We start from the raw sequence: 25,975 nt of genomic DNA, 5'->3' as shown, positions 1-25,975 counted from the left end.
CCTTAGCAACGCGAGTGCCCGCCGCTTCAGCATGTGAATTCGCGACCTTGCAGCACACATGTACCGAGGCGCCATCGGTCGGGTGTACCAAATGGCGCATTCACATCCGGTACACCGGGCGCCTTGGTACACGCCGCGGTACATCTGCTGGGAGGCCGCGCAATCCCACTTACGTTCGTCGCCGAAACATGGCATTTCCGTCGGAGGAGAAAACCATGTCGCTGCGAAGCCGTTTGCCGGTCGGCGCCGTTCCCCTTGCCTGCGTAGCGTGGCTAAGCTGGTCCGCGTGCGAGCCCAAAGACACCTCGTCGGCCGAGTGGCGCCTTGCGGCGGGCGATGGGGCGAGTAACAAGTATTCGACCGCTCATCAGATTACGCCGGACAACGTAAAGTCGCTCGAGGAGGCATGGTCCTGGACATCGCCCGACGAAGCGATCGTTCGGGAGATCAACAAGGACGGCGTGAAGATTTGGCCGCATGCCTACGAAACGACACCGCTCATGGTGGGCGGTGTGCTCTATGCGAGTACCTCACTCAGCCAGGTCGCGGCGGTCGATGCGACAACGGGCCAGACGCTTTGGGTGTACGATCCTAAAAGCTATTTGGCCGAGGATGGTAAGTCGGTGGCGTTCCCGCCAAACTTCGGGTTCGTCGCACGCGGCGTGGCGTATTGGGAAGATGGGGAGGACAAGCGCATCTTTTTTGGCACGGGCAACGCGCAGCTGCTCGCCCTCGACATCCACGGCCGGCTCATTTCCGGCTTCGGAAACGGCGGGCGTATCGATTTGAAGCAGGGACTGCGGCGCCCCGCGGCGGCGAAGTTCTATTCGGTGACGTCGCCGCCCATGGTGTGCGGTGATACCGTCGTCGTGGGGTCCAGCATTCTGGATTTTCCCCTTGTTCCCGAAATGCCTCCCGGCGACGTTCGGGGCTTCGACGCGCGCACCGGCCAACTGCGCTGGACATTTCACACGGTGCCGCAAGCAGGGGAATTCGGCACCGACACGTGGAAGAACGGCTCGTGGAAGACCTTCGGTGGGGCCAACGTCTGGCAGACGATGAGTTGCGATCCGGAGCTCGGAAATGTCTATTTGCCCGTGAGCACGCCGGCCAATGACTATTATGGCGGTGCACGTCAAGGCGACAATCTGTTTGCCGACAGCGTCGTGGCGTTGAATGCATCGACCGGTGAGCGCATTTGGCATTATCAAATGACTCACCACGGTTTGTGGGATTACGATCCTCCCGCCGCACCGACGTTGGTCGACATTCGCGTGGGCGGGCGCCCGGTCAAGGCGCTGGCGCAGGTGAGCAAGCAGGGCATGGTCTTCGTGCTCGACCGGGTGACCGGCCAACCCATTTGGCCCATCGAGGAACGGCCCGTGCCCGCATCGACGGTGCCGGGCGAGCATGCCTCGCCCACGCAGCCCTTTCCCACGCGGCCTGCCCCCGTCGATCGACAAGGCCTCACGGAAGATGCCCTCATCGACTTCACACCGGAGCTGCGCCAGCAAGCGCTCGCGGCCGTCAAACCCTACGATTACGGACCAATCTATACGCCGCCCAGCGTGGACAATTCACTCCTCGGCGGGAAAAAGGGCTCGATTGCGCTGCCGGGCAACCTCGGTGGCAGCAGCTGGTCGGGGGCAGCCTTCCATCCGGACAAAGGCATTCTCTTCGTGCCATCGGTCACGCGCCCGGTGACGTTGTCGCTCACGCTGTTTCTCGGGGCGGGCTACGCGGGAAGTGTGGCGCCCATCACGCTTCCGAATGGATTGCCCATTACGAAGCCGCCGTACGGCCGCGTAACGGCCATCGACTTGAACACGGGCGAGCATCGATGGCAGACGCCCATCGGTCGCGGGCCGGTCGATCACCCCGCGCTGAAGGATCTGCATCTTTCCGGCCTGGGTTGGCCGCGCCGCAGCTTCGTGCTGGCCACGAAGGATCTGCTCTTCGTCGCGCAGGAGGGCATCGTCACACGGCGCCAACAGCAACCGAGCACGTTTACCAGCGTGTACGAAGTCCAAAACAGCGAAGCGTACCTTTGGGCCTTCGATCCCGATCGTGGAACGATGCTCTCCGAAACGCCCATGGCCGCGGGCAACGCCTCGGGTTCGCCCATGACCTACGTCGCCAATGGGCGGCAATTCATCGTGCTGCCGGTGGGCGGAGGTGGACAACCCGCGAAGCTCGTCGCGTTTGCCTTGCCATAGGCACGCGCGTCAGTCGCGCCCATCGCGCAAGCTCGCGCGCCGGCATGCCTCGTGAAGCTTGTCGCGGTCGAGGTGCCAGGCGGCGACGACGCACATGGTTTCCTCGGGATCGCGCCCGAACGTGCGCTCGCGCTGGGTGGCATCTCCGAAGAGATCGTCCTTGATCCGGTCGAGATCGCGGTCCGCTCGGCCGCTGCAGTCCGTGTCGACGAAGGTGTCGACGGCGATCTTTTCGATGTAGCAAGCCGCGGTGCCGTCGAAAATATAGGGATGGATATCGTCATTCACGAGTCCGTCCAAATTGACGACATGCGAATCGGAGACGTAACCCAGGATTCCCGCGTTGTACGATACGACGAGCTTTCCCGATGCGCGAATCCACTCCCCGGCCGCAGCGAGAAGCCGCTGATGCGGCCAAATCGCCGTGCGTGTGGCCACGAAGCTCAATGCTCCTAGGATCACGAGCGCCGCACACGGAACCCGAGCGGGGGTGGCGCGAAAGAGGGCGCGCGCGCCCATGCCCACCAACACCGCAATGGGCACTACGAAATGCGCCGTATACCAAGGTTGTGACGATGAGAGGCGCGCCGCATAGACGGCGTAGGTGCCCAGCAACGCGGGAACGGCCATCCACATGGGGAGCGAATCGACTGGCGGTGCCGGAACGCGCGTGCGGCGGAGATCCCTCGCGCCGATCGCCGCGGCCACGATGCACACGCCAATCCCGATCGCCGTCACCACGGGAGCTCGATTCTCCACGAGCCACCACCCGAATGGAACGGCGCGCCATGGCAAGGCGAGCAGACGAACGGGCTCGAATCCCTGCAAGGACGCCCAATGGGACTTCATGCGCGCGCTACCTTGGAAGAAGTAACCGGTAGACATCCACAGGTAGGCGCCGTATCCGAAAAACGTGAACAGCGCCCCGGCAAACGCGGCCACCGCGGTCTGCGCGCGATCCGGTCGCACGGGACGGCGGCGAAGGCCGTGGTGAATCGTCCACGCGACGACACCAAGGGCAGTGAAGGCCGTGGGAATGACCGCATCGATCCGCGCGAGCACCGCAAGGGTGCCCGCCACGAACGCCGCAAGCGTGTGCTCTCGCAGCACGAGCCAGAGCAGCGCCCCATGGATGGCGACGACGTAGGGCCATTCCATGGCCATGAGCGGACAACTCAGGCAGGCGCCGCCCGCGAACACGAAGAGCACACCGCACGAGGCGCCAACGTCGTGTGCGAACACGGAGAGCACACAGTGCGCGGCCAAAAGGGTTAGCAAGCATCCGAGTGCTCCGTGAATCACCAACAGCAGATTGCCGTCCTCCACCAATCGGGCGATGAACGAGGCGACGAACGCGTGAATCGGGTGAAATCCCGTCGTATGACTCACCCCGCCGTCGAAGGACCAATCGCCGCGCAGGGCAAAGTTCCTCGCCAGATTGAGGTAGTAGAATCCGTCGTCGGGAACGCGGGCGAGCTTCTCGTCGAATGGCAATCGACAGAACCGCACGAAGCAAGCCAATTGAAGAACGCCGAGTCCGAGCCACGCCATGCGGCCCATGCTCCTGGTTGAAGCGCGCAAAATAGCCCTTTCGGACGCGAAGCCAAGCGGCGCGCCCTGCACGATCACGACATCGAGGAGGCGCCTCCGCGGGCGCCCACCCAAGCAATGTCCAGTTGACGACGTCGTGGATCACGTCTTTTTTTTTCGCCCGGCGGAAAAAAGCGCCACGCCCGATATTCCGCCGCCAAAGCCCACTGCCGCGCTCGCTCCTCGTGCCGAATACCGTGAGGCCATTCGGTCAAGACGCTGGGGTGCGAATTGGACTAATAACCAATTCGTGAACACGAACCGCGCAAAGCAGGCTGGCGTTCTTTCCCTCACCTTGTTCGCCGCGGCCTGCTCCAGCGCGAGCGACGATTCTGGCGCCCTGCAGAGCGCTCTGGATACGCCCTCGTCGGAAACGGATTACGACGTGGAGCGGTACGACTTGAAGGGGGAACTCGATTGGGCGCGCAGCCGCCTCGTGGCCACGGTGGGCATTCAGCTGCGCGGGCACGGCGCGGTGCTTCTCGACAGCGCCGTTTCCGAGATCAAGGCCGTCCGCCTCGAAGATGGCACGCCGCTCCCGTTTGCGGTCGATCGCGAGCACCAGAAATTGCGCGTCGAGCTTCCGAGCCGTGCGGAGAGCGTCCGGCTCGAAATCGACTACGAGGCCGAAGGCGCCGTCTCGGGCGGGGTCGGCCAGAGTGCGCGCCTTTACATGATGCCGGCGCTCGAGGGCGATCCGGCGCCGGTCCGTGCGGCGTTTACCTTCTCCGAGAGATGGGGCGCGCATTGGTGGATGCCAAGCCACGACGTCCCCTCCGACCGCGCATTCTTTTCGGTCGATATGAGAATACCGGCACACGAGAAACTCGTGGCCAATGGCGATCTCGTGTCCGATGAACGCGATGAGGCCACGAACACGCACCGCGTGAAGTTCGAGAGCGGCTTCACGTTGCCCACCTACATCATGGCCTTCAACGTGGCCGATCTCGACGTGGAAACCATCCATGTGCGCTCCGGCGGGCGCAACCTGCCTCTTTCCATTTGGCATCGGCGCGGCATTCCGAACGACTACCGCGCATCACTCCAGGAAACGGCACGGGCGATGAAGACGTACGAGGCGCTCGTGGGGCCATATCCTTTCAATGCCTATTCGCAAGTCTTCATGCCCGGTGGTTGGGGCGAGGAGAATGCGAGCATCACCCTCATGGGCGAGACGCTGCTGGATTATTCGCTCTACGATGGTGTCGATGTGGCCGGGCACGAACTCGCGCACCAGTGGTTTGGCGATCTCGTGACCAACGAGACGTTTTACGACGCGTGGTTCAAAGAAGGAATGGCCACGCTGCTCGAGATGGAGAACATGCGCGGCTATTTGGACGAGGAAGATCTCGGCCTCCTGGGCAGCGAGCGCAATGCTCCGCGCGACGGCGAGCCCATCGTTCGCGATCGGTCCATTCCGATTACCACGTACGGAACGGGTCCCTACGCGCGCGCCGCGTGGCTTCTCTCGCAAATTCGCAGCCGCATCGGCAATGAAGGCTTTTGGAAGACCCTGCGGGGCGTGCTGCGCGATCATCGTTACGGCACGATTGGCACCGACGCGTTCATCGAAGCCTTTGCACCGCAACTCGGTTCCGATACGACCGCCGCCGTGCGACGGGCAGTCGTCGCCAAAAGCATTCCCCGGCTGAACGTGGAGGCCGCGGCCGGGGGCGCGACGGTGACCTTGCGCGATCCGGATGGGGCCCTGATCACGCCCATGGTGGTGCGCTGGGTTTCGCCCGACGGCAGCTCGCGCGAACAGACCTTGGAGCTCGATCGGCCGGTCTCGTTGTCGCGCGCAGTACCGGGCGAGTTTCTCGTCATCGATCCCCTGGACGTGCACCCCGATGCGAAGCTGTTCGCGGCGCAGGACGGTGCGGCGTCGGACGCGAAGTACGAGACGAGCCTCGCGCCGTTGCTCGTGCCGCAAGGCCGGAAATCCATCGGCCAATGGCTTCATGCGGGCGGGCTCCATCAGATGGCTACGCTCTCGCGGGCTCTGCCTACGATGTCACCGGGCGAATTCGATGGCTTCGTGCGCGGCCTCGACGCCAAGGAGGCGGAGGCGCTGGCCATCCAGCGCGCGTGCGACGTGGCGGTGGATCCGAAGCTCGATGCGCCAACGCGCGCGGCATGGTCCGGCGTCATCGCCCGCGCGCTCGTCCAGCGACCGCCCTCCCTCGGTCTTCGTGCGCTCGGACCGAAGCGATGGTCGACGTGCGGCAAGGTCGTCGACGTGGAAAAGCTCTTTGCCGTCGATTGGGCACGGCTCGAGGGATTCGGCGGCATTTCCGAACATCGGTCCGCGTTTCTCTCGCAATTCGACCTTCCGGCGGCGCGGCAATTCGCCATTTGGTCCCGTGTTGCCACGCGCTCCCGTTCGCTCAACGAGCGCGGCATCGCGGTCACCAACTTGACGAGGTACGCGGCCGAATCCCTCGTCCCGGCCGCTAGCCTACCCTCCTGGCGCGCCTTCTTCGCGCGCCTCCTGACGGCATCGCAAGACAACACCGTCCTCGATCAAACGATCCGCGGCGTCGTAGCCACGAAAGGCACCACGCTATCCGAGAATGCCGCGGCCATCGAGGGATTGAATGCCGTGCTGCACGACCCGGTCGATTACTGGTTCGGCCGGGTCCACGGAAACGCCGTGTGCGCTGCGTACGCGCTCATTCCTGGCGCGCCAACGTCGCCGGCATGGCAAAGCTTCGTCGCCGGCCTTTCCGACGCGAACCTGCAGCCGTCGGTTCTCTCCTTCGTCAACGACCCGGCGCGCTGCGCATCCGGATTGCCGTTCTAAGGAGACGCGCTCTACGGGGATGCGCTGAACAGCGTCTTCAAGATCGCGCGAAACACCGCATAAATCGGCTGCGGATTTTGCGCCAAGCCCGGCGGATTGTAGTCGATGATGCTGACCACCGTGGTTTGGCGTTCGGGAAAGTAGAACGCCTGCGTGTGGTACCCGGGAATGAGGTCACCGTTGTGGCCTCGCCCGGGGCCGCCGCCGAAGCTCGCGCTGGGCTGCAGCTCCATCATGGCAAGACCGTATTTGTAATCGGTGGTGCCGGCGAAGGGTATGAACTTGGTAATCTCGCCTTGGAGATCCGGCCCGTAGAACGTGCCGCTTCCCAGCGCCTCGATCCAGGTGAGCACGTCCCCGGGGCTGGCGGCAATGTTGCCCGCCGCGTAAAGGCCGGTCATGTTGAGCCGGTTGGTGGCATCGCGCCCGCCTTCGTCGCGACCGATGGCGAGGGTGCCGCCCACGGTTTCGCCCCCGGCGAAGAAGGTCTTTTCCGCATGAATCGGGGTCAAAACCTGCTCGTGAAGGAGCGTGGCCAGCGGCTTGCCCGCGACCTTTTCCGCGATGACGCCGAGGGCGACGAAGTTCACGTTGGCATACGCGAAGGTCGTCCCGGGCTGCGAAGCTTGCCCTTGGTCGAACGAGAGCGAGAGCAAGCGATCGGGCGTGCAGCCGAAGGTGAGACAAGCCTGGAAGCCCAACGTGTTGTCGAAGGGTTTCAACCCGCTCACGTGCTGCAAAAGATGCCGCACGTGCACCGCCGCACCGCCGGGAATCGATGGGAGCCATTGCGACGCCGAGGCATCGAGGGAGAGCTTTCCTTCTTCCACGAGCTTCAGCACCACACCGGCGGTGTACGTTTTGGTCACGCTGGCAACACGATGAAGCTTCGTCGCGTCCACCTTGGCCGGGCCGCTGGTGAAGAATCGAACACCGCACGCGGGCGTCTTGATGGTCGCCACGGCGTCCGTGTTCGTCGGGTGCGCCGCGTCCATCGCGGTTTGAATGGCCGCGGTCTCCTGATCGCACGCGACGGAGCCGCCGCCCGCAGGCGGAGGATCGAGGGGCGACGGCGGCTTGGAATCGGTGGGAGCGCGCGAGCCTGGCCCTGGGCCATTCTGCCCGCCGCCGGGGCCCTTGTCGTTTTGCGCATCCCCCGAGCCCGAGGCGTCGCTGCAGGCAACGAGCGCCAGGGCCGCGAGCAGAATCGCCTTTTTCATGCAGCCCCGCGACGGCGGCGCCGCACGATCAGCGCCAATCCGCCGATCACCGACAGCCATGCTCCCCCCGTCGCCGCCGAACCCACGTGCGAAACCGAGCACCCGCCCGAGGAGCTCTGCTCCTCCGACGACAAGGCCGATTCGAAAGCCTCCGCGCCCTTCGCATCATTGACCGATTCCGTGAAGGACGCCTTCTTCACCACCGCACCGCCCGCGCACGGTGCATTCAGCCCAGAGACCATTTTCGCGAGCGCCACGGGATCGGCAATCATATCGACGTGCGCATTGGCCGTGACCGTCGTGGTGAGCAAATAGTTCTCCACGTTGGAAGCCTCGTCCTGGAAGCCCGCCGAGCCTCCCGTCACCAGATCCGCCACCGCGACGATGTTCGTGTAGCAGACGTTCGGCGCGGCATCGTTCGTCGGACGCGAGCGGCCGCCGTTGCCAACCGTGATGTACGTGCCATCGGCCTCCGACAAAGAGCCATGAAGGTCGTTCCAATAGTCTGGCTCGAACAGGTCGGCCGTGAAGTTCGATTTCGCGGTGGCGGCAAGGGCCGGATCGACCGGTCCGAGCGGCGCACCCGCCGCGGCATACGTATCCAGCGCAAGGGTCACCACCTGCTGAACGGAAATGCCGGGGATGAACTTGCGTGCGGTGGCCGTGAGGTTCGGCAAAAACAGGCTCGCATCGAGGAACTTGGGCGCCCCCGCGTGCGCGTAGGGATGGTGAAGGCCGCCAAAGGAAACCAAGCGATGAACCTTGGCCGCCCCGCCCTTCTTCAAAATGTAATTGTCCAGAACTCCGGTGCCCGCCGAATGCCCCACCACATCCACTTTCGAGGCGCCCGTCCTGCCCAGGACCTCGTCGATCAAATCGCCAATCTGGCCGGCCGAAACGGACAAGTGATCTTGCCCATTGGCACCACCCGGGACGTGTCCGTAATTCTTCGCGTACACGCAGTAGCCATCTTGGACGAGCGTGTCCGTGATGCCCCGCATTCCTTCGAAGTTACCAGCTTGGCCATGAACGACGATGGCCGGGTACGGGCGCGCGGCCGTGGGCGCACAATTCGGATCGTTCAAGCCTGCAGCGTGGGCGGACGTGGTCGAAACGAGCGCACCGGCCCCCATCGCCGCGGCGAGCAGCGTTTTTGCGGATGTTTTCATGGCACCTTCCAGGAACGAAGAGCGGGTCAGAAACGAAGTATACATCACGTATACCTCCTGATGGCCTGGCGCCACGGAATTCGTTGAAATAGGAAATTATCCTTTTACTAGCCGCTCGGACGGCCGAAAAAGATAAGACGTATACACGCCGTATACAATTTTGCGAAACTATTCCACCGTCGGCATGGGCGTGACGCGCGGGCCGGTGCCATCGAGCGTGGCGGTGAGCACGCGGACCATCACGCGCCGTGCGCGGGCGAGGCTTGCGTCGCTGACGTTTCGCCCTTCGTCGCCTTCCTCGAGGAGGATGCGCACGATGGATTCGATGGACAGAAGGAGCATGCGAAAGAGCAGTGGATCGGCGTGCTCGAGCGCGCGGTTGGCCTTGGCGGTGCTCGTGCGGAGAAGCTCCACGATGGAGTCGTGCACCTGCATGCGCCGCGCGTGCAGCGGCGATTCTTGCCGCTGAGCCTCCCCGCCGAGCACGAACACCAGGCGGCCGAACTGGCGCGCATTGCCGAGGTGCGCGTCGATGCATCGTTCGAATTGGCGGATGGGATCCTTCTCCTCCCGCACGGCCATCTCACAGGCGTCGAGCAGGAACTTCGTCCCGAGCCGATACAATTCCAGCGCCACGTCTTCTTTGCTGCCGTAAAGGCGGTAAAATGTGCGCCTGGAGACGCCGGCCGCGTTCAGGATGTCCTCCACGGAGGCGGCGCGCAAGCCGAGCTCCGCGAAGGTGGTCGCGGCACCTTGCATGATCATGGCGCGCGCTTGGCGTTCTCCGAGCTGCAGCCCGGGCGCGCGGGCGGCTACGGCACGTGTTCGATCGGCGGACGGTCGGGCCACGACAAGAGTATGCAACGATGCATGCAGCAACGGCAGACAATTCGAATGCCGCCGCCGTATTAGCGGAGGGCTTCGGTGAGAAACTCTGCAAATGCGCGCACTTTGGGCGCCACGTACCGGGACGGCGGGGCCACCATGAAAATACCGTAGCCGCTGGCGGAATAGCGTTCGAGCAGCGGCTTCACTCGCTTCTCGGCGAGCTCTTTGGTCACGATGAAATCGGGCACGAGCGCGATCCCCAGCCCGCCAACCGTGGCATCGCGAATGGCGATGCTGTTGTTCGTGAGGAGCGGCCCCCGGATCTTCACGCTGACTTGGCCATGTGGCCCGTCGAATTCCCAAACGGCCGGCGCGGCGTGCAAGGCATATCGAAGGCAGTCGTGCGCTTCGAGATCCTGCGGATGCTTGGGCGTGCCACGCGCGCGCAGGTAGGCGGGCGCGGCGCAGACGACGCGCTTTCCGCCACCGATGCGGCGCATGATGAGGGCGCTGTCCTCGAGCGGCCGCGCAAAGATGCGGATGGCGAGGTCGAACCCTTCCTCCACGAGGTCCACCACACGGTCGTTGAGTGCAACGTCGAGCTCGATCTCGGGGTAGCGCAGCGCGAATGGCGCAAGAAGCGGCGCGATGCGAAGTAGACCGAAGGACATGGGCACGGCGATGCGCAGACGGCCGCGCGGCTCCGCATGAAGGTTGTTCAGCGAGCGTTCGGCCTCGTCGACCTCGTCGAGAATGCGCTCGCAGTGCTCCAAATAGATGCGCCCCGCGTCCGTGAGCGAGAGACGGCGCGTGGTGCGATTCAGAAGCTGGCTGCCCAGGTGCTCTTCGAGTTGGGAAACCTGTTTGCTAATGGACGCCGTGGTGACCTGCGCGGAACGCGCGGCGGCTGCGAAGCTTCCCGTGGTGATGACACTTCGAAAAGTTCGCATGCCGCGCAAAACGTCCATCACTGCTCCGATTCCGCGATTCCCATAGCAATCGGAAACAGTTATTCCGCATCAGGCTCGATTGTCAACGCTTGTGCGCCGTCTGCAAAGGTGTGGGGTCGCCGGGCAGGGTCGGCGGCTCCGTCGGTTGCGTGGGGGGCGGCGTTGGCAAATCCGAACCAATTGAAATGCATGCATAGTGGCCCGTGAGGCTCCTACCGGGATGCCCTGGGTTACCACCGCCGCCCGAACCGGTGACGGGATCGTCGGGATTGCTGCCGGTGGAGCCACCTCCCGAGCCGCCCGTTGGCGGAGGCTGCGTGGGATCGGAGCCGGGGCCGGAGAGCAACACGGTGCAGGGAATACCGGCGGGCGGCGAAGGCGGATGCGATCCTCCGGAGCCCGCCGGCGCCGGCTCGCGATTCGGTTTGGACGGCGGTGTCCCCGGCTCGGTGGGCTGCGTCGGGGGCTGTCCCGGAGGATTCCCCGGCGAGCCTGGCGAGCCACCACCGGTGAAGCAGCCGCAAAGAATGTTCGCAGGGTTGGTCGGTCCACCTCCACCGCCCGTTGTCGGCGTATCTCCGCCCGATTTCTGCCCGAGCGGATCCTGCGTCGCATTGGAATTCTCACTCGGGTTTCCCGCGCACGCGGATAAAGCCAACATAGCTACAAATGCCCAATTTCGCATGAGACCTCCTAAGGTTTCGCCGTCGCAACTAGGCAAAAAGATCGCCAATACGATTTAAATCGCGCGGTAGTTCGACGTCGCACGATCGAGGCGTCGCGCGTGGCACAGATGGGCGCGGATGATTGCAACTGGACACCACGACGCCAACGGCTCACCAATGAAAGCGCGCGATGCCCGCCGTTGGCAGCGGTTGCGTATCTCCGCCGGCCACGGCGATGGGACCGCCGAACCACAGCGCATCGCGACTGGCGGTGAGGGTCGAGATGAAGCCGCTCTGGATACCGCCTTTCAAGGGAACGAATCGGGAGCCTTCGTAGACGTAGACGCCTCGACCTTCCGTCGGTGAGCCCGTGTCGAAGGTTCCGGCGAGAACGAGCTCATTGCCAATTTCCAGCAGATGGTCGACGGCGCGTTCTGCGGGGAGGCCTGGTGTCGTCTGGGTGAGGTCGGCCCATCGGGCACCATCCCAACGCGCCACGGTGGATACCGTATGCGTGGTGAAATTTGGTTCGGTGCTCGCATAAATGCCATTTCGACCGTATTCGACGGCGCTCACCGGTTGACCGATGCCCGGCCCGAGTGCGCTCCAATTCGCGCCGTCCCATCGCGCGATGTGGAGGAGCTCGCGATGGCCGATATGGGTGAACGTTCCTCCCACGACGAACTCCTCGTCGCGGGCCCCGCGAGGAAACGCGATGCGCCGAATGGCGCCGTCGACGGAGTTCTCCACCGTCGTGAAATGATCGTCGTCCCAGCGAGCCACGAATCCTTTGGCCGGTTGAATGTCGCCTCCCGTGGCGCCGACGACCCATAGCTTGTCATGGGAATCGATCTTCATGTCGTGCACGGAGCCAAATTCTCCGCCATCGCCCCAATCGATTCGTCCGATGGTCCTCCAATTCGCGCCGTCGAGCTTCAAGAGCTCGAATGGACCACCGCCACTCGCGCAGCCGACGAAGACCGCCCCGCGCCGGTCCACGGCCATGTGACCGCATGTTCTGCCGCTGGGCAATGCGTCGCCCAATTCGGTCCATCCGTCGTCGTATCGAATGACCTGCGAGCGCACGCGCTTGCCGCCGGCGTGGCTCATGGAGCCCAACACGTGAACGGCGCAACGAGGTCCGCCCACGGCAATGTCGGAGGATGAACCATTGAGGCCTCGATCGCCCGGGCCTCCCTGCGCGATCCAATCCCGGCCATCGTAGGCAATCAGGCTTTGCGATGGAACGGTGCCTGCGCCGGCGAAGCCTCCCCCGGCAAGCAAGCGTGGACCATCGCTCCAGAGGCGTTGATGCACGACATCGTAGATGCCGAGCCCCTCGTAGCCGCAAACGGGATAATTCGCCCAGGGGCTGCCGGGGACGTCGGACGCGGGAACGGCATCGAGCGATTCCCATTTCGAACCATTCCAGCGTGCGAACGAACGGGCCGGCGATGTCGAGGGATTCGACGATGGCTCGCTCACGTGCGTGAAGCAACCGGTGGCGTACAACGCACCGTCGTGAAACGCCAAATCGCTCACCACGCCGGTGACCGCGGGATCTTGGACGCTCACGCCGCCGCCCACGGCTTCCCAATTGGCTCCCGTCCACCGCGTGATTCCGCCCGCAATGCGATCGAGCCGGAAACCACCCGCAAAAAGCTCTCCGCCTGCACCGCGCGCAAAGGCAAAGACCACCGTGAGCTCGTCGTTGGGGTAGCCCTTCCACGAGCTTCCGTTCCAGGCCGCGATGTTCTTCGCCGCAATACCACCGATACCATCGAAGGCGCCTCCGACGAATAAGCCTTCGTCGGAGACGAAAAGCTTGTACACGAGACCATCGTTCGATGGGCCGCCGCCGGGCGGAGCAGACCACGCGGTACCATCCCATACTGCGATATTGCGAAGTGCCGTGCCGTCCATGGAAAAGAAGGTACCGGCCGCCCACAGCTTTCCGCCGTACCATGCGAGGGAGCGGATGGGACCATCCGCGTGACCGACCACGGAAAAGCCGCCGCCGGTGTCCAGCCAGATTTCGCTGGGTCCGTTGTAGCCATTGTTCGTGGCCAATGCCAAACCTCGGGGCTGCACCGCCATCGCGCGAAACCCGCCGCGGGGAACGGGGCGATTCCATTCGGTGCGGGCCGGCTCCCATTGGCCATTTTTGTATCGCACCAGGGGCTCGACCCTCTGGGTTCCCAACCATTGGAAATACCCCGCCGCGAGAATCGAGCCGTCGGTATCGCGCGCAAAGTCGTGCACCATGGGGCTGATTCCGTCGTGCCCCGAAAGGCCGGCCACGGTAAATCGGGAATCCCAATTGCCGCGCTGGATGGAATCCGGCAAGCCGGTGGGCGCGCAATCGAGGTCGGCTACCGACCCATCTTCGGTCGCTCCACCATCGGAGTTCGTCGCGGCGTCCACGCCAGTGCCGCCTGCGCCGCTATCCGGATCGCGATGGCCATCCGGATTCGTGTTCGAGTGCATGGCATCGTCCCCACAGCCCGCAGCGACGGCAACCGCCACTGCCGTTCCGACGAGCAGCGTGGCCGTCGTTCGATTTGAAATCATCGTCATCAAAAGGACCTCCACTCCGGAAGCGAAGCAACGCGCGAACCACATGGGTTTCGACGTACGAATCACCGGAAATGGCCCGATCCCCGTGTCACGGTGTGCCACCGACGAGAATGAATTCTTCCTCGGTATTAGATGGCATAATGGCGTCATCATGAAACGTTCTCTGGGCTTGGCGCTTCTCCTGTCGGTCGCATGCGGTGGTTCGACGAAACCGGCTGCCGTCTCCACGTCGTCGGCGACCGAGGCGGAGGTGGCCTTGGTGCACGGGCACATTTTCACCGCGGATCCGGAGCATCCGGAGGCGCAGGCGCTGGCCATCGCGCATGGCCGGATCGCCGCCGTCGGAAGCGATGCAGAGGTGCGGCCATTCCTCGGCGCGCATACACGGATCATCGATTTGCAGAACCGGCGCGCGGTGCCCGGATTTCGCGATAGCCATGTCCATTTTCTCTTCGGCGGGCTCGGGCTCTCGCGGGTCGACCTCAAGGACGCCGCCAACGAGGCCGAGCTCGGACGGCGCTTGGTGGAGGCCGATCGCAAGTTGCCGCCGGGTCGGTGGATGCTCGGCGGCAATTGGGATCACGATCGCGCACTCGCGGGGCGTCTGCCGGATGCTGCGCTGCTCGACAAATATGTCCCGAATCGCCCCGTGTTCCTCATGCGCTACGACGGCCATATGGCATTGGCCAATGCTCGCGCACTGCAGCTCGCCGGCATCGATGCGCGCACGCGGGATCCGCAGGGCGGGGTCGTCTATCGCCAACCGGGAACGCGCACCCCGACGGGCCTTTTGCGCGACAATGCGATGGACCTGGTGTGGCCCAAGGTGCCGCCGCTCGAGGAGGAGGAGATCCTCGAGGGCGTGCGCGCCGCTGCACGCGAAGCGCACCAGAATGGCGTCACCGCCGTGGAGGATATGGATGGCAGCGATCCCCCGACGCGTGCGCGGTTGATCGACGTGTACCGGCGCCTCGGAGCGCGCGGTGAGCTCGGTGTGCGGGTGGACCTGTATTGGCCACTAGCGGAATACGCGGAGGCGGCGCGCGTGCGGTCACGCGGCAACTTCGATGACGATTGGCTGCGCCTGGGCGGGGTGAAAGGCTTCGTCGATGGCTCGATTGGATCGAGCACCGCGCGATTGTTCGAGCCCTATCTCAATGAGCCCAGCTCGACGGGGCTTTACGTGACGCCGCCGGAGAAGCTGCGCGCGTGGATTGGCGAAGCCGATGCCGCCGGCCTCGCCGTCGCCGTGCATGCGATTGGCGACCGCGCCAATGCGGAGTTGCTCTCCATGTTCGAAAACGTGGCCCGTGCGAACCCGGGGCGTGCGCACCGCTTTCGCATCGAGCATGCGCAGCATCTGCGGCGCGAAGACATCGGGCGCTTCGCGTCCGCAGGGGTCGTCGCATCGATGCAGCCGTACCACGCCATCGACGATGGACGCTGGGTCGAGGGACGTATCGGCCCTTCGCGCGCGGCCAGTTCGTACACGTGGCGCTCGCTGTTGAACGTGCACGCGGTATTGGCCTTTGGTTCGGACTGGGCAGTCGCACCGCTGTCGGCGCTCTCGGGAATCGACGCCGCCGTCAACCGCCGCACCCTCGATGGCAAGCACCCCGAGGGCTGGTACGCCGCCGAGCGCATCTCCGCGCGCGAAGCGGTGGTCGCCTACACGCGCAGCGCCGCCATCGCCGCAGGTCGCGACCGCGACGAAGGCTCCCTCGCCCGCGGCAAATTCGCCGACATCGCCGTCCTCTCCCGCGACATCCTCGACGACACCGCCAAAGACACGATCGCCGACACCCGCGTCGTCCTCACCATCGCAGGCGGCCAAGTCGTGCACGAGAACCGCTAGCGCATCTTGGGCTTCGAAACAGAGAGAGTTCACATGAAGGCGGGAAGGCGGGAAGGTTTTTGGGGGTTCAATCTGCCTATTCGGCGAAGCTGGCAACGTGGCGAAAAGTTAGCCCGGGCCGAGTCCGGTCGACGGGGGGACGCAGGAGGCCGGGGAGCGGTAAGGCTCGCGCGGGAGAGGCAAATCCTGCGGGACGAACGCGGTTCGCAGGCGCCCGCGGAGGCGTGCCAGATGGGTGCGGTGCGTCCAGGCGAGGAACGATAGGGCAACCAGCCAGCCGCCGAATGCGAGCCAAAGGAAGTTGTCCGTGACGTAATACACACTGGGCGAAAACGGCCGGCCTGATGTGACCATCGCCCGCGTGATGCGGAGGGTGCGGGGCGCGTCGGGCATGGCCAGCTGCGCGCTAAAGGAGCCCTGCTCGGAATCGCTGGGGGCCTTCGGGGCAGGCAGCGTGGTGAACTCCTCGCACGACGGCTCGAGCAGCGCATGTTCCGCCCGCACCTCGGGCGCGGCGAGGCGACCCAGATAAAGGGCAGGCCCCGCGAGAGCGACCAAGCCCGCCCCCATCACCAGGCGGCGCGCCCATCCCGCGCCCATGCGCTTGCATGCTGCGAAAAACACCGCGCCGCCCACCGCCAGCGTGCCCGCGACGGCAAAAACCGCCGGCGCAAAGCACCATAGGCCAAATGCGGAAACGGCGCACGCCACGCGACTGCGCCGGCGCGCAAATGCAAGCCATGCGAGCGCCATGGACATTGCGAGCGCGATGGCATCGCGCACGTGCCCTACGAACCAATGCGGCTCCTCCCCACCGACGCTCACGATGGGATGCACTTGGGCCGGCAACCCGAGGGAGAGCGCGGCGGTGCTCGCGGCCAGCGGAAGAGTGGGACCCGCCACGTCGAGGCGACCGCCGAGCCAGCGCAACGCGGTATCCTGCCTCGACTGCAATTGCAGAGTATGGCGGCCATGCGAAATGGCAATATCCATGGGCCCTTGGCTACCCCACAATTGCGGGGAACCGTCCGTTGCGGCGTACAAAAGGCGTCCCGGGACTCGAAGCGGCAACTCGTCGAGGGTCCCGTTGTCGTAGGTGATCGCGTCGTTCACCAGCAGACCCCCCGACGCCAGGAGCACGGCTTGCCGATCCTGCCGCCACACGGCGGCGCCCAGCCAGTCCTCGCCGGGCACGCGTTTGGAAACGGACACAGTCACCTCTTGGCCCGGGCGAACCTGCATTTCGCGCCGGGAAGGACCTGGTGACACGCCGGTCACCTTCACCTCGTGCTCGGCATCGGATTCGACGATGAGCCACTCGCCATTCGTCGAGCGCGGGTGGACGACGATGGGCCCCAGCTTGGGAATGGTCCCATGCACGGTCACGACCGCCTTCGTTCTCGCAAGTTGCAGCGTGAGCTCTCCGCCTTTGACCTCCCACGCGTCCGAGCCAAAGACGCTTGCCACCTCTTCGCCCGTGCGAAGCGGGAAGGTCTGCACGCCCAGGCCTTGCGCATCGAACATGTCGATGCGGTACTCGAAGCTGGTGCGCTCGCCCACGCGGAGGATCCGCGTCACACCGAATTCCGACTGCACCTCCTCGGCCTCGGCCGCCTCCTTGCTTTCCGGCGTGTGAAAGAGAAGCTCGAGCGACTCCGCGGCGTCGAAATGCGTCCGGTCGTCGCCGGACACGGTCTCCACCGACCCATGCTTCACCGCCACGTCGACGGCATTGACGGGCCCCGCCACGACCAGCCTGCTGCCTTCGCCGAAGACGAGGGTGCCCGTCAGCGTAAACCGCCTTTCCGCGGTGCGAACGAACCAGCGATCCTCGTCGAAGCCAATGAGCGCCGGCGCACCGTTCAATTTCGCGTCTCGGATGCCCACCGTGCTCGGCTCGTTAAATAAGGAGATGAACTGTGGGCCGGCGGCAAGAACGTGACCCGTCAACGTAAAGTGCGCCACCCTCTTCTCATTGTCCGAGGAAATCGTAAGCTGCTCCAGAATCGAGCAATGCACAGAGCACTCCTCTACGGATCCGCTGACGGCGGGTTCGGCCCGCGCATCGAGCGTCGCGATCCCGGACGAAACGAATGCACACAGTGAAACCATAAGGGCATGCGTTCGCGTAGGCATAGGCTGCTCCTCTCCGAAGCCTTTTGAACGCCCAGCGACGACGAAAGTTCCTCGAAATGGCACACCAAATGACGACAAGCACCGAAGCTCAACAGAGGAGTGGACGCATGCGCGACCTGATGAATGACTATGTCGAGCGGGGGGAGGTCCCCGGCATCGTCACGCTGGTGAGTCGAGCCGGCGACGTGCACGTCGAGGCATTCGGGACGATGGCGATGGATAGCCATGTACCCGTCCAGCGCGATACCATCTTTCGCATTACGTCGATGACCAAGCCCGTCACGGCGGCGGCCACGATGATCCTCGTGGACGAGGGCACGCTGCGCCTCGACGACGCCGTGGATCGATGGCTCCCCGAGCTGGCGAATCGCCGCGTGCTCGCGCAGATCGATGGTCCCCTTTCCGAAACCGTCCCGGCAAAACGCCCTATCACAGTGCGGGACCTTTTGACGTTTCGCATGGGCTTCGGCCAGCTGTTCGTGCCGTCAGGCGCTTATCCCATCATGCAAGCGGCCAATGAATTGCTCATTGGCATGGGTGCCCCTACCCCGGCTTCGACGCCCGCGCCCGACGAGTGGATCCGACGGCTGGGAACGTTGCCCTTGATGTGCCAGCCGGGCACCGTTTGGTTGTACAATACAGGTTCCGACGTACTGGCCGTACTCGTGGCACGCGCGTCCGGTCGCCCGTTCGATGCCTTTTTGCGCGAGCGCATTTTCGAGCCGCTCGGTATGAAGGATACGGGATTCCACGTTCCCGCCGAGAAGATCCACCGATTGCCCGTCCAATATTGGACCAATTTCGAATTGGGCGTGGTGGAAGCCTTCGACCAGCCCGCCGGCCAATGGAGCCGTCCCCCGGCATTTCCTGGAGGCGGCGCGGGGCTGGTTTCGACGGCCGACGACTATTTCGCTTTTGCGAGCATGTTGCTCCACGGCGGTGCGCACGCGGGGGTGCGCATCCTCTCCGAGGCATCCGTAAACGAGATGCACACCGATCATCTGACCCAGGAACAAAAACGGGCATCCGAATGGATACCCGATTTCTTCGCCCACCAAGGTTGGGGCTTTGGGATGGCTGTCATCACCGAGGGCGACAAATTGAAGCGCTCACCGGGATCGTTCGGATGGGACGGGGGATTTGGCTCGTCGTGCTACATCGACCCCGAGAAAAAGCTCATTGGCATTTTGATGACGCAGCGAGCGTGGACCTCCCCGACGCCCCCCAAAGTGTGCCGCGACTTCTGGCACTCGGTGTACGCAACCTGAGGATTGAACAGGGAGGCGGGGAGGCCGGGGAGTTTTTTGTTTTCCACTTTGCCCGCTGGCCAAATGGAAACCCCAAAAAAAAGCGTTCAGCGACGCCTCGCGCCGTAAGTCCTCCCCGCCTCCCCGCCTCCCTGTTCAAATTCTCCTTTGGACCACGACGCGCGCGACGTCTACTTGGTCACTTTGATCCAGAATTTGCAGAGGCCGCGGAAGTTCGGGACGCGGACGTATTCTTCGCCCTTGTCGGAAACCTCGAGGTGCGTGTAGCGCGCGAACACGGCGGAAAAGGCCTCTTGAAGCTCGACGCGGGCGAGGCTCGCGCCCAGGCAGAAGTGGGAGCCGCCACCGAAGGCGTGATGGTGCACGTCCTCGCGCTCGATATCGAACTTCGTCGGGTTCGGATATGCGCGCGGATCGTGGTTGGCCGCGGACAGCGACGTGGCGATGTATTCGCCCTTTTTGATCGGGCAGCCGCTCACCACCGTATCCTCGTTGGGGATGCGCCCCGAGGACTGGACCGGGCAGTCGTAGCGCAAAATCTCCTCCACGGCCCGGGGCATGAGCGACGGATTGTCGCGTAGCTTTTGCAGCTGCTCGGGGTGCTTGAGGAACGCCTTGAGGCCATTGCCCAAGGTGTCGCGCGCGGTGATGTTCCCGGCGATGAGCACCAGGATGCACATGCGTACGATCTCGCCGTCGTTGAGGCGGTCGTTCCCCTCTTGCGCCGCAACCATGTCGCCGATGATGCCGCGCTGCAGTTGCTTGCGATTCGCCGCGATCTCCTGAGTGAACAGCTCACGCAGGTTCTGCTCGACGACCTTGCCGGCGGCCTTCTGCTCCTCCGTCGCGTTGACGCTGAAGATGGCATTCATGAAGGTGTCGGACCACTCGTTGAAGTGCTTTTGGTCCTCCTTCTTGGTAAATCCCATCATGTCCGCGATGACCGTGATGGCAAACGGCGCCGCGAAGCGCTGGGCGAAATCGAACTCCGTTTCGTCGCCAATGGCGTCGAGCAGCTCCTCGGAGATCTCCCGGATACGGCCTCGCATGGCCTCGGCGGCCTTCTGGCTGAACGCCTTGGTCACCAGGTTGCGAAGCCGTTTGTGATCCGGATCGTCCATGGCAATCATCATCGGCTCTTCCGTCAGATCCATGAGCATCTGCGGGAAGGTGCCGGGATTGCCCTTGCGGCCATCGACCCAATAATTGCGATTTTTGACGATGCTCGCCACGTCGTCGTGGCGAGATACGATATAGCGCCCGAATTGGTCATCGTAATAAACGGGAGCCTCGTCTTGAATGCGCTTCAAGATGGGATAAGGATTCTCCCGCCACGCGTCGTCGAGAGGGGTTAACTGGATGCCTTTCGGGTACTCTTCTTTCATCGTCCGCTCCTCGAATGTATCGGCGGCCGTCGCAGTAATCAGTGCTTCACGCGATAGCGAAGCACCACGACGCCGTTGTTGAAAAACTTTTTGTCCACGAGTTCCAATGCGGTCAGTTTGACTTGCTCGGTGAACAACGGCTTTCCAGCGCCGAAGATAACCGGGTTCGTCTTGACGATGACCTCGTCGATCAGCCCTTCGGCGAAGAGCTGCGTTGCCAGGTTGGCACCACCACACAGCCAGATGTCCTTGCCCTGCCGGTTCTTCAATTCGCGAACCAGGCCCGCCGCGTTCTCCGAAACCAGCTTGATGGCCGGGTCGGGGCTCTCCTTCAGCGTGCGCGAGAAAACGTACTGCTCCAGGGCGGGATACGGATTCGTGACGCCGAACTTGCGCCCGAGATCGTACGTTTCGCGGCCCATGAGCACGGTGTCGTACGCCTGCAGCGACTCGAAGAAGTCTTTCGCGTGGTCGCCTTCCATCAAAAAGCCTTCGAGGCTTCCATCTGCATGCGAGATGAATCCGTCGACGGTGGAGGCAATGTAGTAGGACAATTTTCGCATGGTGAACCCTTCCTTCGCCCAAGGCCCCGCTTTGGGGGCCGTTCTTGCTGGTCCCGGTCGATCAGACGTCGACCGTGACTTTCATGTACGGCGGAAAATCCGGATCCCGTGAGAGATCGTTTTCCAACACGGAGATATTGCCCCGTTTCTCGATCTCACGGAAGCCCGCAAATTTGTACGTGACGTACATGGTTCGATTGCGATCGGTCGGCACGAACTCGGCGCGCAGCTTCACGCCGGCCGCCTTGGCACGCTGAAGGATGGCGTTGAGTAGCACCGTGCCGACCCCACGGGACATGACTCGACACGACATCAGCAAGAGCTTGAGCGTCCATACCTCGGACGTGCGCTCGACCAGCGCCAAGCCGATTTTACCGTACGTGCCGTATTTGTCGTCGAGCGAAGCGACCAGCAAGTCGTGGTCGGGCGACTTGCGGAAGACGTCCAGCTCTTCGTACGAATACGTGTAGCCGGTGGCGTTGAGCTGGTTCGTGCGGACCGTCAGCTCTTCGGCGCGCTTCAGATCTTCCTCGCGCGCGGACGAGATGTCGAAGACCATCTCGAGCGAGGCCAAAAACGCCTCCGGGCTACCCTCGTGCGCCTCCTCCACGTTCTTGCGCTCGATGTCCGCCAGGTACATCTTGCGGCGCACTCGGGAGTCCTCGGTGATGAAGCGCGGATTCATCGCGGGCAGGCGGGGAATGCTCGCGGCATCCGCAGCGTCGATGCAGCGCACGACCGCGTGCTCGAACGCAACCTCGTCGCGCTCGAAGGGCTGATCGTCCACGAAGGCGATGGTGTCCAAGCCGATGTTGATGGCCTTGGCGATGGCCGCCACGGATGCCGACTTGTTGCCCCAGTTGATCTGCGGGTACAAGAAGTACTCGTCGAGGCCGAACTCCTTCAACTTGGCCATGGCCGCGGAATGGTCGTTCCGACTGGCAATCGAGTGCAAAATGCCGCGCTCGTCGAGCGTGCGGATGACATCCACCACGTCCTGCCGCAAGGTGACGTTGGAGTCCTCGAGGAGAACGCCGTCCCAGACCGTGTTGTCCAGGTCCCACACGACGCACTTGATGCTGCTGCTCTTCTTTTCTTTGTTCTCTTTGTTTTCTTTGTTCTCTTCGGACCGCGGCCTTTCCTTCACCGCATCCACAATCCGCTCACTCATGTTCAGCGTCGTCATGGTGGTCTCCGAGAGAATCAGGCAGCGTTGGCGCGGGTCAGTTTGCGGGTGACGAAGGCGTCCAGCGCACGGATCGAGCGGAAGTTGTCCAACTCGAGGTCCTCGTTCTCCACCTCGACGCCGAACTCGTGCTCGACATAGGTGACGAGTTGCATCGCAAACATGGAGCTGACGAAACCGAGGCTGAAAATGTCTTCGTCCTCGCGAAGCTCGTGGCCGGGGAAGAATCGAACGAGGTACGTGGCAATTTTGGATTTGTTGTCTTGCGTGGTCATGATGGTTCCCGTTTGGTTCTTTGGTTAGGTCATTCGTAGGAGAAAAAGCCCCGGCCGCTCTTTCGCCCGTGGAGCCCTGCGTCCACCATCTTCTTCAGAAGAGGGCACGGACGGTATTTGCTATCGTTGTAGCTCTCGTAGAGAACTTCGATTGAATAGAGAATCGTATCGAGCCCGATGAGGTCCGCCGTCTCCAGCGGGCCCATTCGGTGCTCGAAGCACGTCTTGAAGATGCGGTCGACGTCCGCCGGCGAGGCGACCTTGTCCTGGATGAGGAAGGCCGCTTCGTTGATGGTGAGCATCAGCACGCGGTTGGAGACGAAGCCGGGCATGTCCTCGACGACCACGCACTGCTTGTTGATCTCCGCGAGAAAGCGTTTGGCGGTTTCGATGGTCTCGGGCGCCGTGTGGAAGCCGCGGATCACTTCGACCATGGGCTTCATCGGCACGGGGTTCATGAAGTGCATGCCCACGACCTTGGGCGCGCGCTTGGTGATGCCGCCGACCTTGGTGATGGAGATGGCCGAGGTGTTGACCGCGAACACCACGTCGGGCCGGCAGATGGTGTCGATGCGCCCGTAGACTTCCTTCTTGATGGGCCACTTCTCGGTGACGTTTTCCACGACGAAGTCGACCTCGGCGAGACGCTCGTAATCGGTCGTGTAGGAAATGCGCTCCATCGAGGCCTTGTGGTCGATGGTTTCCTTCTTGTTGAAGAGCGAAAAGGCACGCAGACCATTGCGCACTTCCTTCTTCGCATTGGCGAGCACGTCGTCCGAGATATCGACCAGTACGACCTGATGCCCCGTTTGGGCCAGCGACTGCGCCACCCCCGCACCCATGACTCCGGCGCCCACGACTCCGACTGATTTGAATTCCATGGCTGTCTTTTCTTTCGTAAAGGAGGTCTCTTCCCGTTCCCCGTACACGTTCCCGTTCCCGTTCTCCCCTCTCGGCCGTTCTTCGGGGACGTGTACGGGAACGGGAACGTGTACGGGTTAACTGAACGGGATTGGGCTAATGGCGAACGCCGTAGATGTTGTGAATGTTGGTACCTTCGTACATTTCGTCGTGCTCGGTCTTGACCGAGAAACCATGTTGCTTGAGCAACGTCTCGATGGTGTGGACGCGGTCGTCGACGTCGTGCGCCTCGAGCACGATTTGTCGAATTTTCGGCCAATCCGATTCGTCGATCCCCTCGAGGACCTCGAGTTCGCACTTTTGTACGTCGACCTTGAGGAGATCGATTTTCTCCACGCCGTGCTCGCGAATGACGTCGCTCAGGCGGCGCAATTTCGCGGTGAAGGGCACCGCCTCGAAGCGCGCGTCGAGGAGTTCCTCCGTGTAATCGGCGACTTGGTCGACGACGTCGGCCATGCCAATCTGACGCTGGTTGCGCATGATGGACCGCAGCACGTGCTTTTCCTCGGCAACGTCCGGATGAAAGGACGACATGCCGGCACTGCGCGGGTAAAAGGTGAATTGCGCTTCCGTGTTGCGATTGGAAATACCGCAGTTGATCAGGGTGGCGTTGATGCCATGCTCCGCCACGTTGCGGCCGAGAATCTCGAAGATGGGCGGCGCCGGGTCGAAGGCGAAGATGCGAATATCGCCCTTCGTCTCCGTGTGCGCGAACAAGGTAAACAGGCCAATGTTCGACCCGACGTCGAAGACGCACGCGCCCGGCTCGATGGTGACACCGTTTTTCGCGTAAGTTCGATGGTCGAAGATATCCGAATAGAAGTGGCGCGTTTCCGCCTCGTTCTGATGGGTGACGTGCAAGCCGTTCGGCAGCTGGAGGCGCGGCTTGAGGGCGCCTTTTCCGGGCTGCGAGGGCTTCGGTGCCTTGGTGGGCGCCGGTTCGCCGGACTTCAAGGCGTCGATGGCCTTGGACATGTCCGCGAGGGTCGGCACCTCGTAGAGGCGGCGCAGCGAGAGCTTGACGCCGAAGACGCGCGAGATGCGGAAGATGAGGCGCGTGGCGACGAGGGAGTTGCCGCCCAAGTCGAAGAAGCTGACGTCGCGATCGAGGGTCTCGAGGTTGAGCGTCTTCTTCCAGATGCCCGCGAGTTTGTCTTCCGTGTCGGAGACGGCGGCGGCGGGCTGGGGGCTCGGGTTGGAAACCTCGCCCTGCCAGAGGCGGCTCACCGCCTTGTCAAGGACCGCGACGTCCGACTGCGGATCGTAGGAGTGCCGCATGGAGGCAATGACGATGGGCTTCCTGCCAGTGCCGCCGTGCTGCATGACCATGCTGCTCAAGGTTTGGCCGGGGCCCGACTCGAGCAGAATGCGCTCGACGCCGAGCAGCTGCGAGATGCCATCGTAGAACCGCACCGGCTGGCAAAGATGTTTCGCGAAGTACGAAGGATCCGTCGCCTCCGCCGCGGTGATGAAGGCGCCCGTGACATTGGACACGTAGGGAATGCGCGGCGCCTTCAGCGCGTAGCCTTTGGCCAGCTGGGTGACCTGCTCGGCAATGGGCTCCATCATGTGCGAGTGGAACGCGTGCGAGGACTTGACCCGGCGCGAGGCCACCCCGTCGGTGGCGAGCCGGCGCTCGAGCGCTTCGACTTCCTCGGGCGGACCCGCGACGACGGACAGCTCGGGAGCATTGATGGCCGACAGCGAAAGGTGCGCACCGAGAAGCGGGAGCACCTGCGTTTCGGGCAGGGAGATGGCGAGCATGGCGCCCGGCGGCAGCGTTTCGATGAGCGCGGCGCGGCGGGCCACGAGGGTGAGCGAATCCTGCAAAGAGAGCACGCCGGCCACGCACGCCGCCACGTACTCGCCGAGGCTATAGCCAATCATCGCGTCGGGACGAAGGCCCCAAGAGCGCCAGAGCGAGGCCAGCGCATACTCCACGACGAACAGCGCCGGCTGCGTGTAGCAAGTCCGATGAATGGGTGCGTTTTCTTCCGCCTTGGAGGGCTTGTCGCGGCCCAGCATCTTGCGCAAATCGATGCCTTTGCTCGGGGCCGGCGTGGCTGCTGGCGCGGGGTTCGATGCGCGATTCGGGTAAATGATATCCCGAATGTCCACGCCCAGCTCGGGCTTCAAAAGCTCCGCACACAGGTCGACGTTCTTCTGGAAGATGGGCTGCGTGCGATACAGCTCGAGCCCCATGTCGAGGTAATGATCTCCCAGGCCGGGGAACATGAGGGCAACCGGCAGGCGGGGCGCTGTCCCCACGGCTGCGGACTCCACAGCTGCGCGCGGGACCGACGCGGGGGGCGCTGTCACAATCGAATTGGATAGGGTCATAACCAGATAGGTTCCTGCTCGCGTCGAG

Annotated in this window: 18 protein-coding genes; 4 read left to right on the top strand and 14 right to left on the bottom strand. The window is 63.4% G+C overall.

The window, feature by feature from the left end:
* The first annotated feature begins 215 nt into the window (after positions 1 to 215).
* Positions 216 to 2,216, top strand: coding sequence for a pyrroloquinoline quinone-dependent dehydrogenase (locus LZC95_05585; GenBank protein ID WXA96308.1), 2,001 nt, complete (start codon positions 216 to 218; stop codon positions 2,214 to 2,216).
* Positions 2,217 to 2,225: 9 nt separating this feature from the next.
* Here LZC95_05585 and LZC95_05580 read toward each other — a convergent pair whose 3' ends face one another.
* The gene (locus LZC95_05580; GenBank protein WXA96307.1) at positions 2,226 to 3,767 is read right to left on the bottom strand and encodes a hypothetical protein; all 1,542 of its coding nucleotides are present in this window, start codon (positions 3,765 to 3,767) and stop codon (positions 2,226 to 2,228) included.
* A gap of 289 nt (positions 3,768 to 4,056) precedes the next feature.
* Between LZC95_05580 and LZC95_05575 the strand changes: the two genes are divergently transcribed.
* The gene (locus LZC95_05575; protein WXA96306.1) at positions 4,057 to 6,609 is read left to right on the top strand and encodes an aminopeptidase; all 2,553 of its coding nucleotides are present in this window, start codon (positions 4,057 to 4,059) and stop codon (positions 6,607 to 6,609) included.
* Positions 6,610 to 6,620: 11 nt separating this feature from the next.
* On the opposite strand, the gene LZC95_05570 is transcribed toward LZC95_05575, so the two are convergent.
* From LZC95_05570 to LZC95_05545, 6 genes are all read right to left on the bottom strand, one after another.
* On the bottom strand, positions 6,621 to 7,829 hold the full coding sequence (locus LZC95_05570; protein ID WXA96305.1) for a beta-lactamase family protein: 1,209 nt from the start codon (positions 7,827 to 7,829) through the stop codon (positions 6,621 to 6,623).
* Positions 7,826 to 8,998 (bottom strand): hypothetical protein, encoded by a 1,173-nt coding sequence (locus LZC95_05565; GenBank protein ID WXA96304.1) that lies wholly within the window; start codon positions 8,996 to 8,998, stop codon positions 7,826 to 7,828. The genes LZC95_05570 and LZC95_05565 overlap by 4 nt, the downstream gene beginning before the upstream one ends.
* 168 nt (positions 8,999 to 9,166) lie before the next feature.
* The gene (locus LZC95_05560) at positions 9,167 to 9,847 is read right to left on the bottom strand and encodes a TetR/AcrR family transcriptional regulator (protein ID WXA96303.1); all 681 of its coding nucleotides are present in this window, start codon (positions 9,845 to 9,847) and stop codon (positions 9,167 to 9,169) included.
* 59 nt (positions 9,848 to 9,906) lie between these two features.
* Positions 9,907 to 10,776, bottom strand: a complete 870-nt coding sequence (locus tag LZC95_05555; protein WXA96302.1) for a LysR substrate-binding domain-containing protein — start codon at positions 10,774 to 10,776, stop codon at positions 9,907 to 9,909.
* Between the two features lie 82 nt (positions 10,777 to 10,858).
* A complete protein-coding gene (locus LZC95_05550) occupies positions 10,859 to 11,437 on the bottom strand; it encodes a hypothetical protein (GenBank protein WXA96301.1) in 579 nt (192 codons plus the stop codon).
* A 175-nt stretch (positions 11,438 to 11,612) separates the two neighbouring features.
* Entirely contained in the window at positions 11,613 to 14,018 is a 2,406-nt protein-coding gene (locus tag LZC95_05545; GenBank protein ID WXA96300.1) for a hypothetical protein, read from the bottom strand.
* 151 nt (positions 14,019 to 14,169) lie between these two features.
* Between LZC95_05545 and LZC95_05540 the strand changes: the two genes are divergently transcribed.
* Positions 14,170 to 15,873 carry an amidohydrolase gene (locus LZC95_05540; protein WXA96299.1) on the top strand — a complete coding sequence of 568 codons (1,704 nt, stop codon included), beginning with the start codon at positions 14,170 to 14,172 and terminating at the stop codon, positions 15,871 to 15,873.
* Positions 15,874 to 15,981: 108 nt separating this feature from the next.
* On the opposite strand, the gene LZC95_05535 is transcribed toward LZC95_05540, so the two are convergent.
* Positions 15,982 to 17,760, bottom strand: a complete 1,779-nt coding sequence (locus LZC95_05535; GenBank protein WXA96298.1) for a hypothetical protein — start codon at positions 17,758 to 17,760, stop codon at positions 15,982 to 15,984.
* A gap of 356 nt (positions 17,761 to 18,116) precedes the next feature.
* Here LZC95_05535 and LZC95_05530 point away from each other — a divergent pair, with 356 nt between their 5' ends.
* Positions 18,117 to 19,277 (top strand): beta-lactamase family protein, encoded by a 1,161-nt coding sequence (locus tag LZC95_05530; GenBank protein ID WXA96297.1) that lies wholly within the window; start codon positions 18,117 to 18,119, stop codon positions 19,275 to 19,277.
* A 170-nt stretch (positions 19,278 to 19,447) separates the two neighbouring features.
* Here LZC95_05530 and LZC95_05525 read toward each other — a convergent pair whose 3' ends face one another.
* The 6 genes from LZC95_05525 to LZC95_05500 form a co-directional block, all read right to left on the bottom strand.
* Positions 19,448 to 20,662: a cytochrome P450 gene (locus LZC95_05525; protein ID WXA96296.1), complete on the bottom strand. Its 1,215-nt coding sequence runs from the start codon at positions 20,660 to 20,662 to the stop codon at positions 19,448 to 19,450.
* 38 nt (positions 20,663 to 20,700) lie between these two features.
* Positions 20,701 to 21,225 carry a dihydrofolate reductase family protein gene (locus tag LZC95_05520; protein WXA96295.1) on the bottom strand — a complete coding sequence of 175 codons (525 nt, stop codon included), beginning with the start codon at positions 21,223 to 21,225 and terminating at the stop codon, positions 20,701 to 20,703.
* Between the two features lie 61 nt (positions 21,226 to 21,286).
* Complete coding sequence (locus LZC95_05515; GenBank protein WXA96294.1) at positions 21,287 to 22,411, bottom strand: HAD-IIIC family phosphatase; 1,125 nt, start codon at positions 22,409 to 22,411, stop codon at positions 21,287 to 21,289.
* 17 nt (positions 22,412 to 22,428) lie between these two features.
* Positions 22,429 to 22,686 carry an acyl carrier protein gene (locus LZC95_05510; protein WXA96293.1) on the bottom strand — a complete coding sequence of 86 codons (258 nt, stop codon included), beginning with the start codon at positions 22,684 to 22,686 and terminating at the stop codon, positions 22,429 to 22,431.
* Between the two features lie 29 nt (positions 22,687 to 22,715).
* Positions 22,716 to 23,567 carry a 3-hydroxyacyl-CoA dehydrogenase NAD-binding domain-containing protein gene (locus LZC95_05505; GenBank protein WXA96292.1) on the bottom strand — a complete coding sequence of 284 codons (852 nt, stop codon included), beginning with the start codon at positions 23,565 to 23,567 and terminating at the stop codon, positions 22,716 to 22,718.
* Positions 23,568 to 23,703: 136 nt separating this feature from the next.
* Positions 23,704 to 25,875, bottom strand: coding sequence for an FkbM family methyltransferase (locus LZC95_05500; GenBank protein ID WXA96291.1), 2,172 nt, complete (start codon positions 25,873 to 25,875; stop codon positions 23,704 to 23,706).
* Positions 25,876 to 25,975: the final 100 nt, after the last annotated feature.

The organism is Sorangiineae bacterium MSr12523, assembly GCA_037157775.1.
Lineage (GTDB): Bacteria > Myxococcota_A > Polyangia > Polyangiales > Polyangiaceae > Pendulispora > Pendulispora brunnea.
The sequence above is the reverse complement of the archived record's forward strand: the minus strand, read 5'-3'. Positions and strand labels throughout refer to the sequence as shown.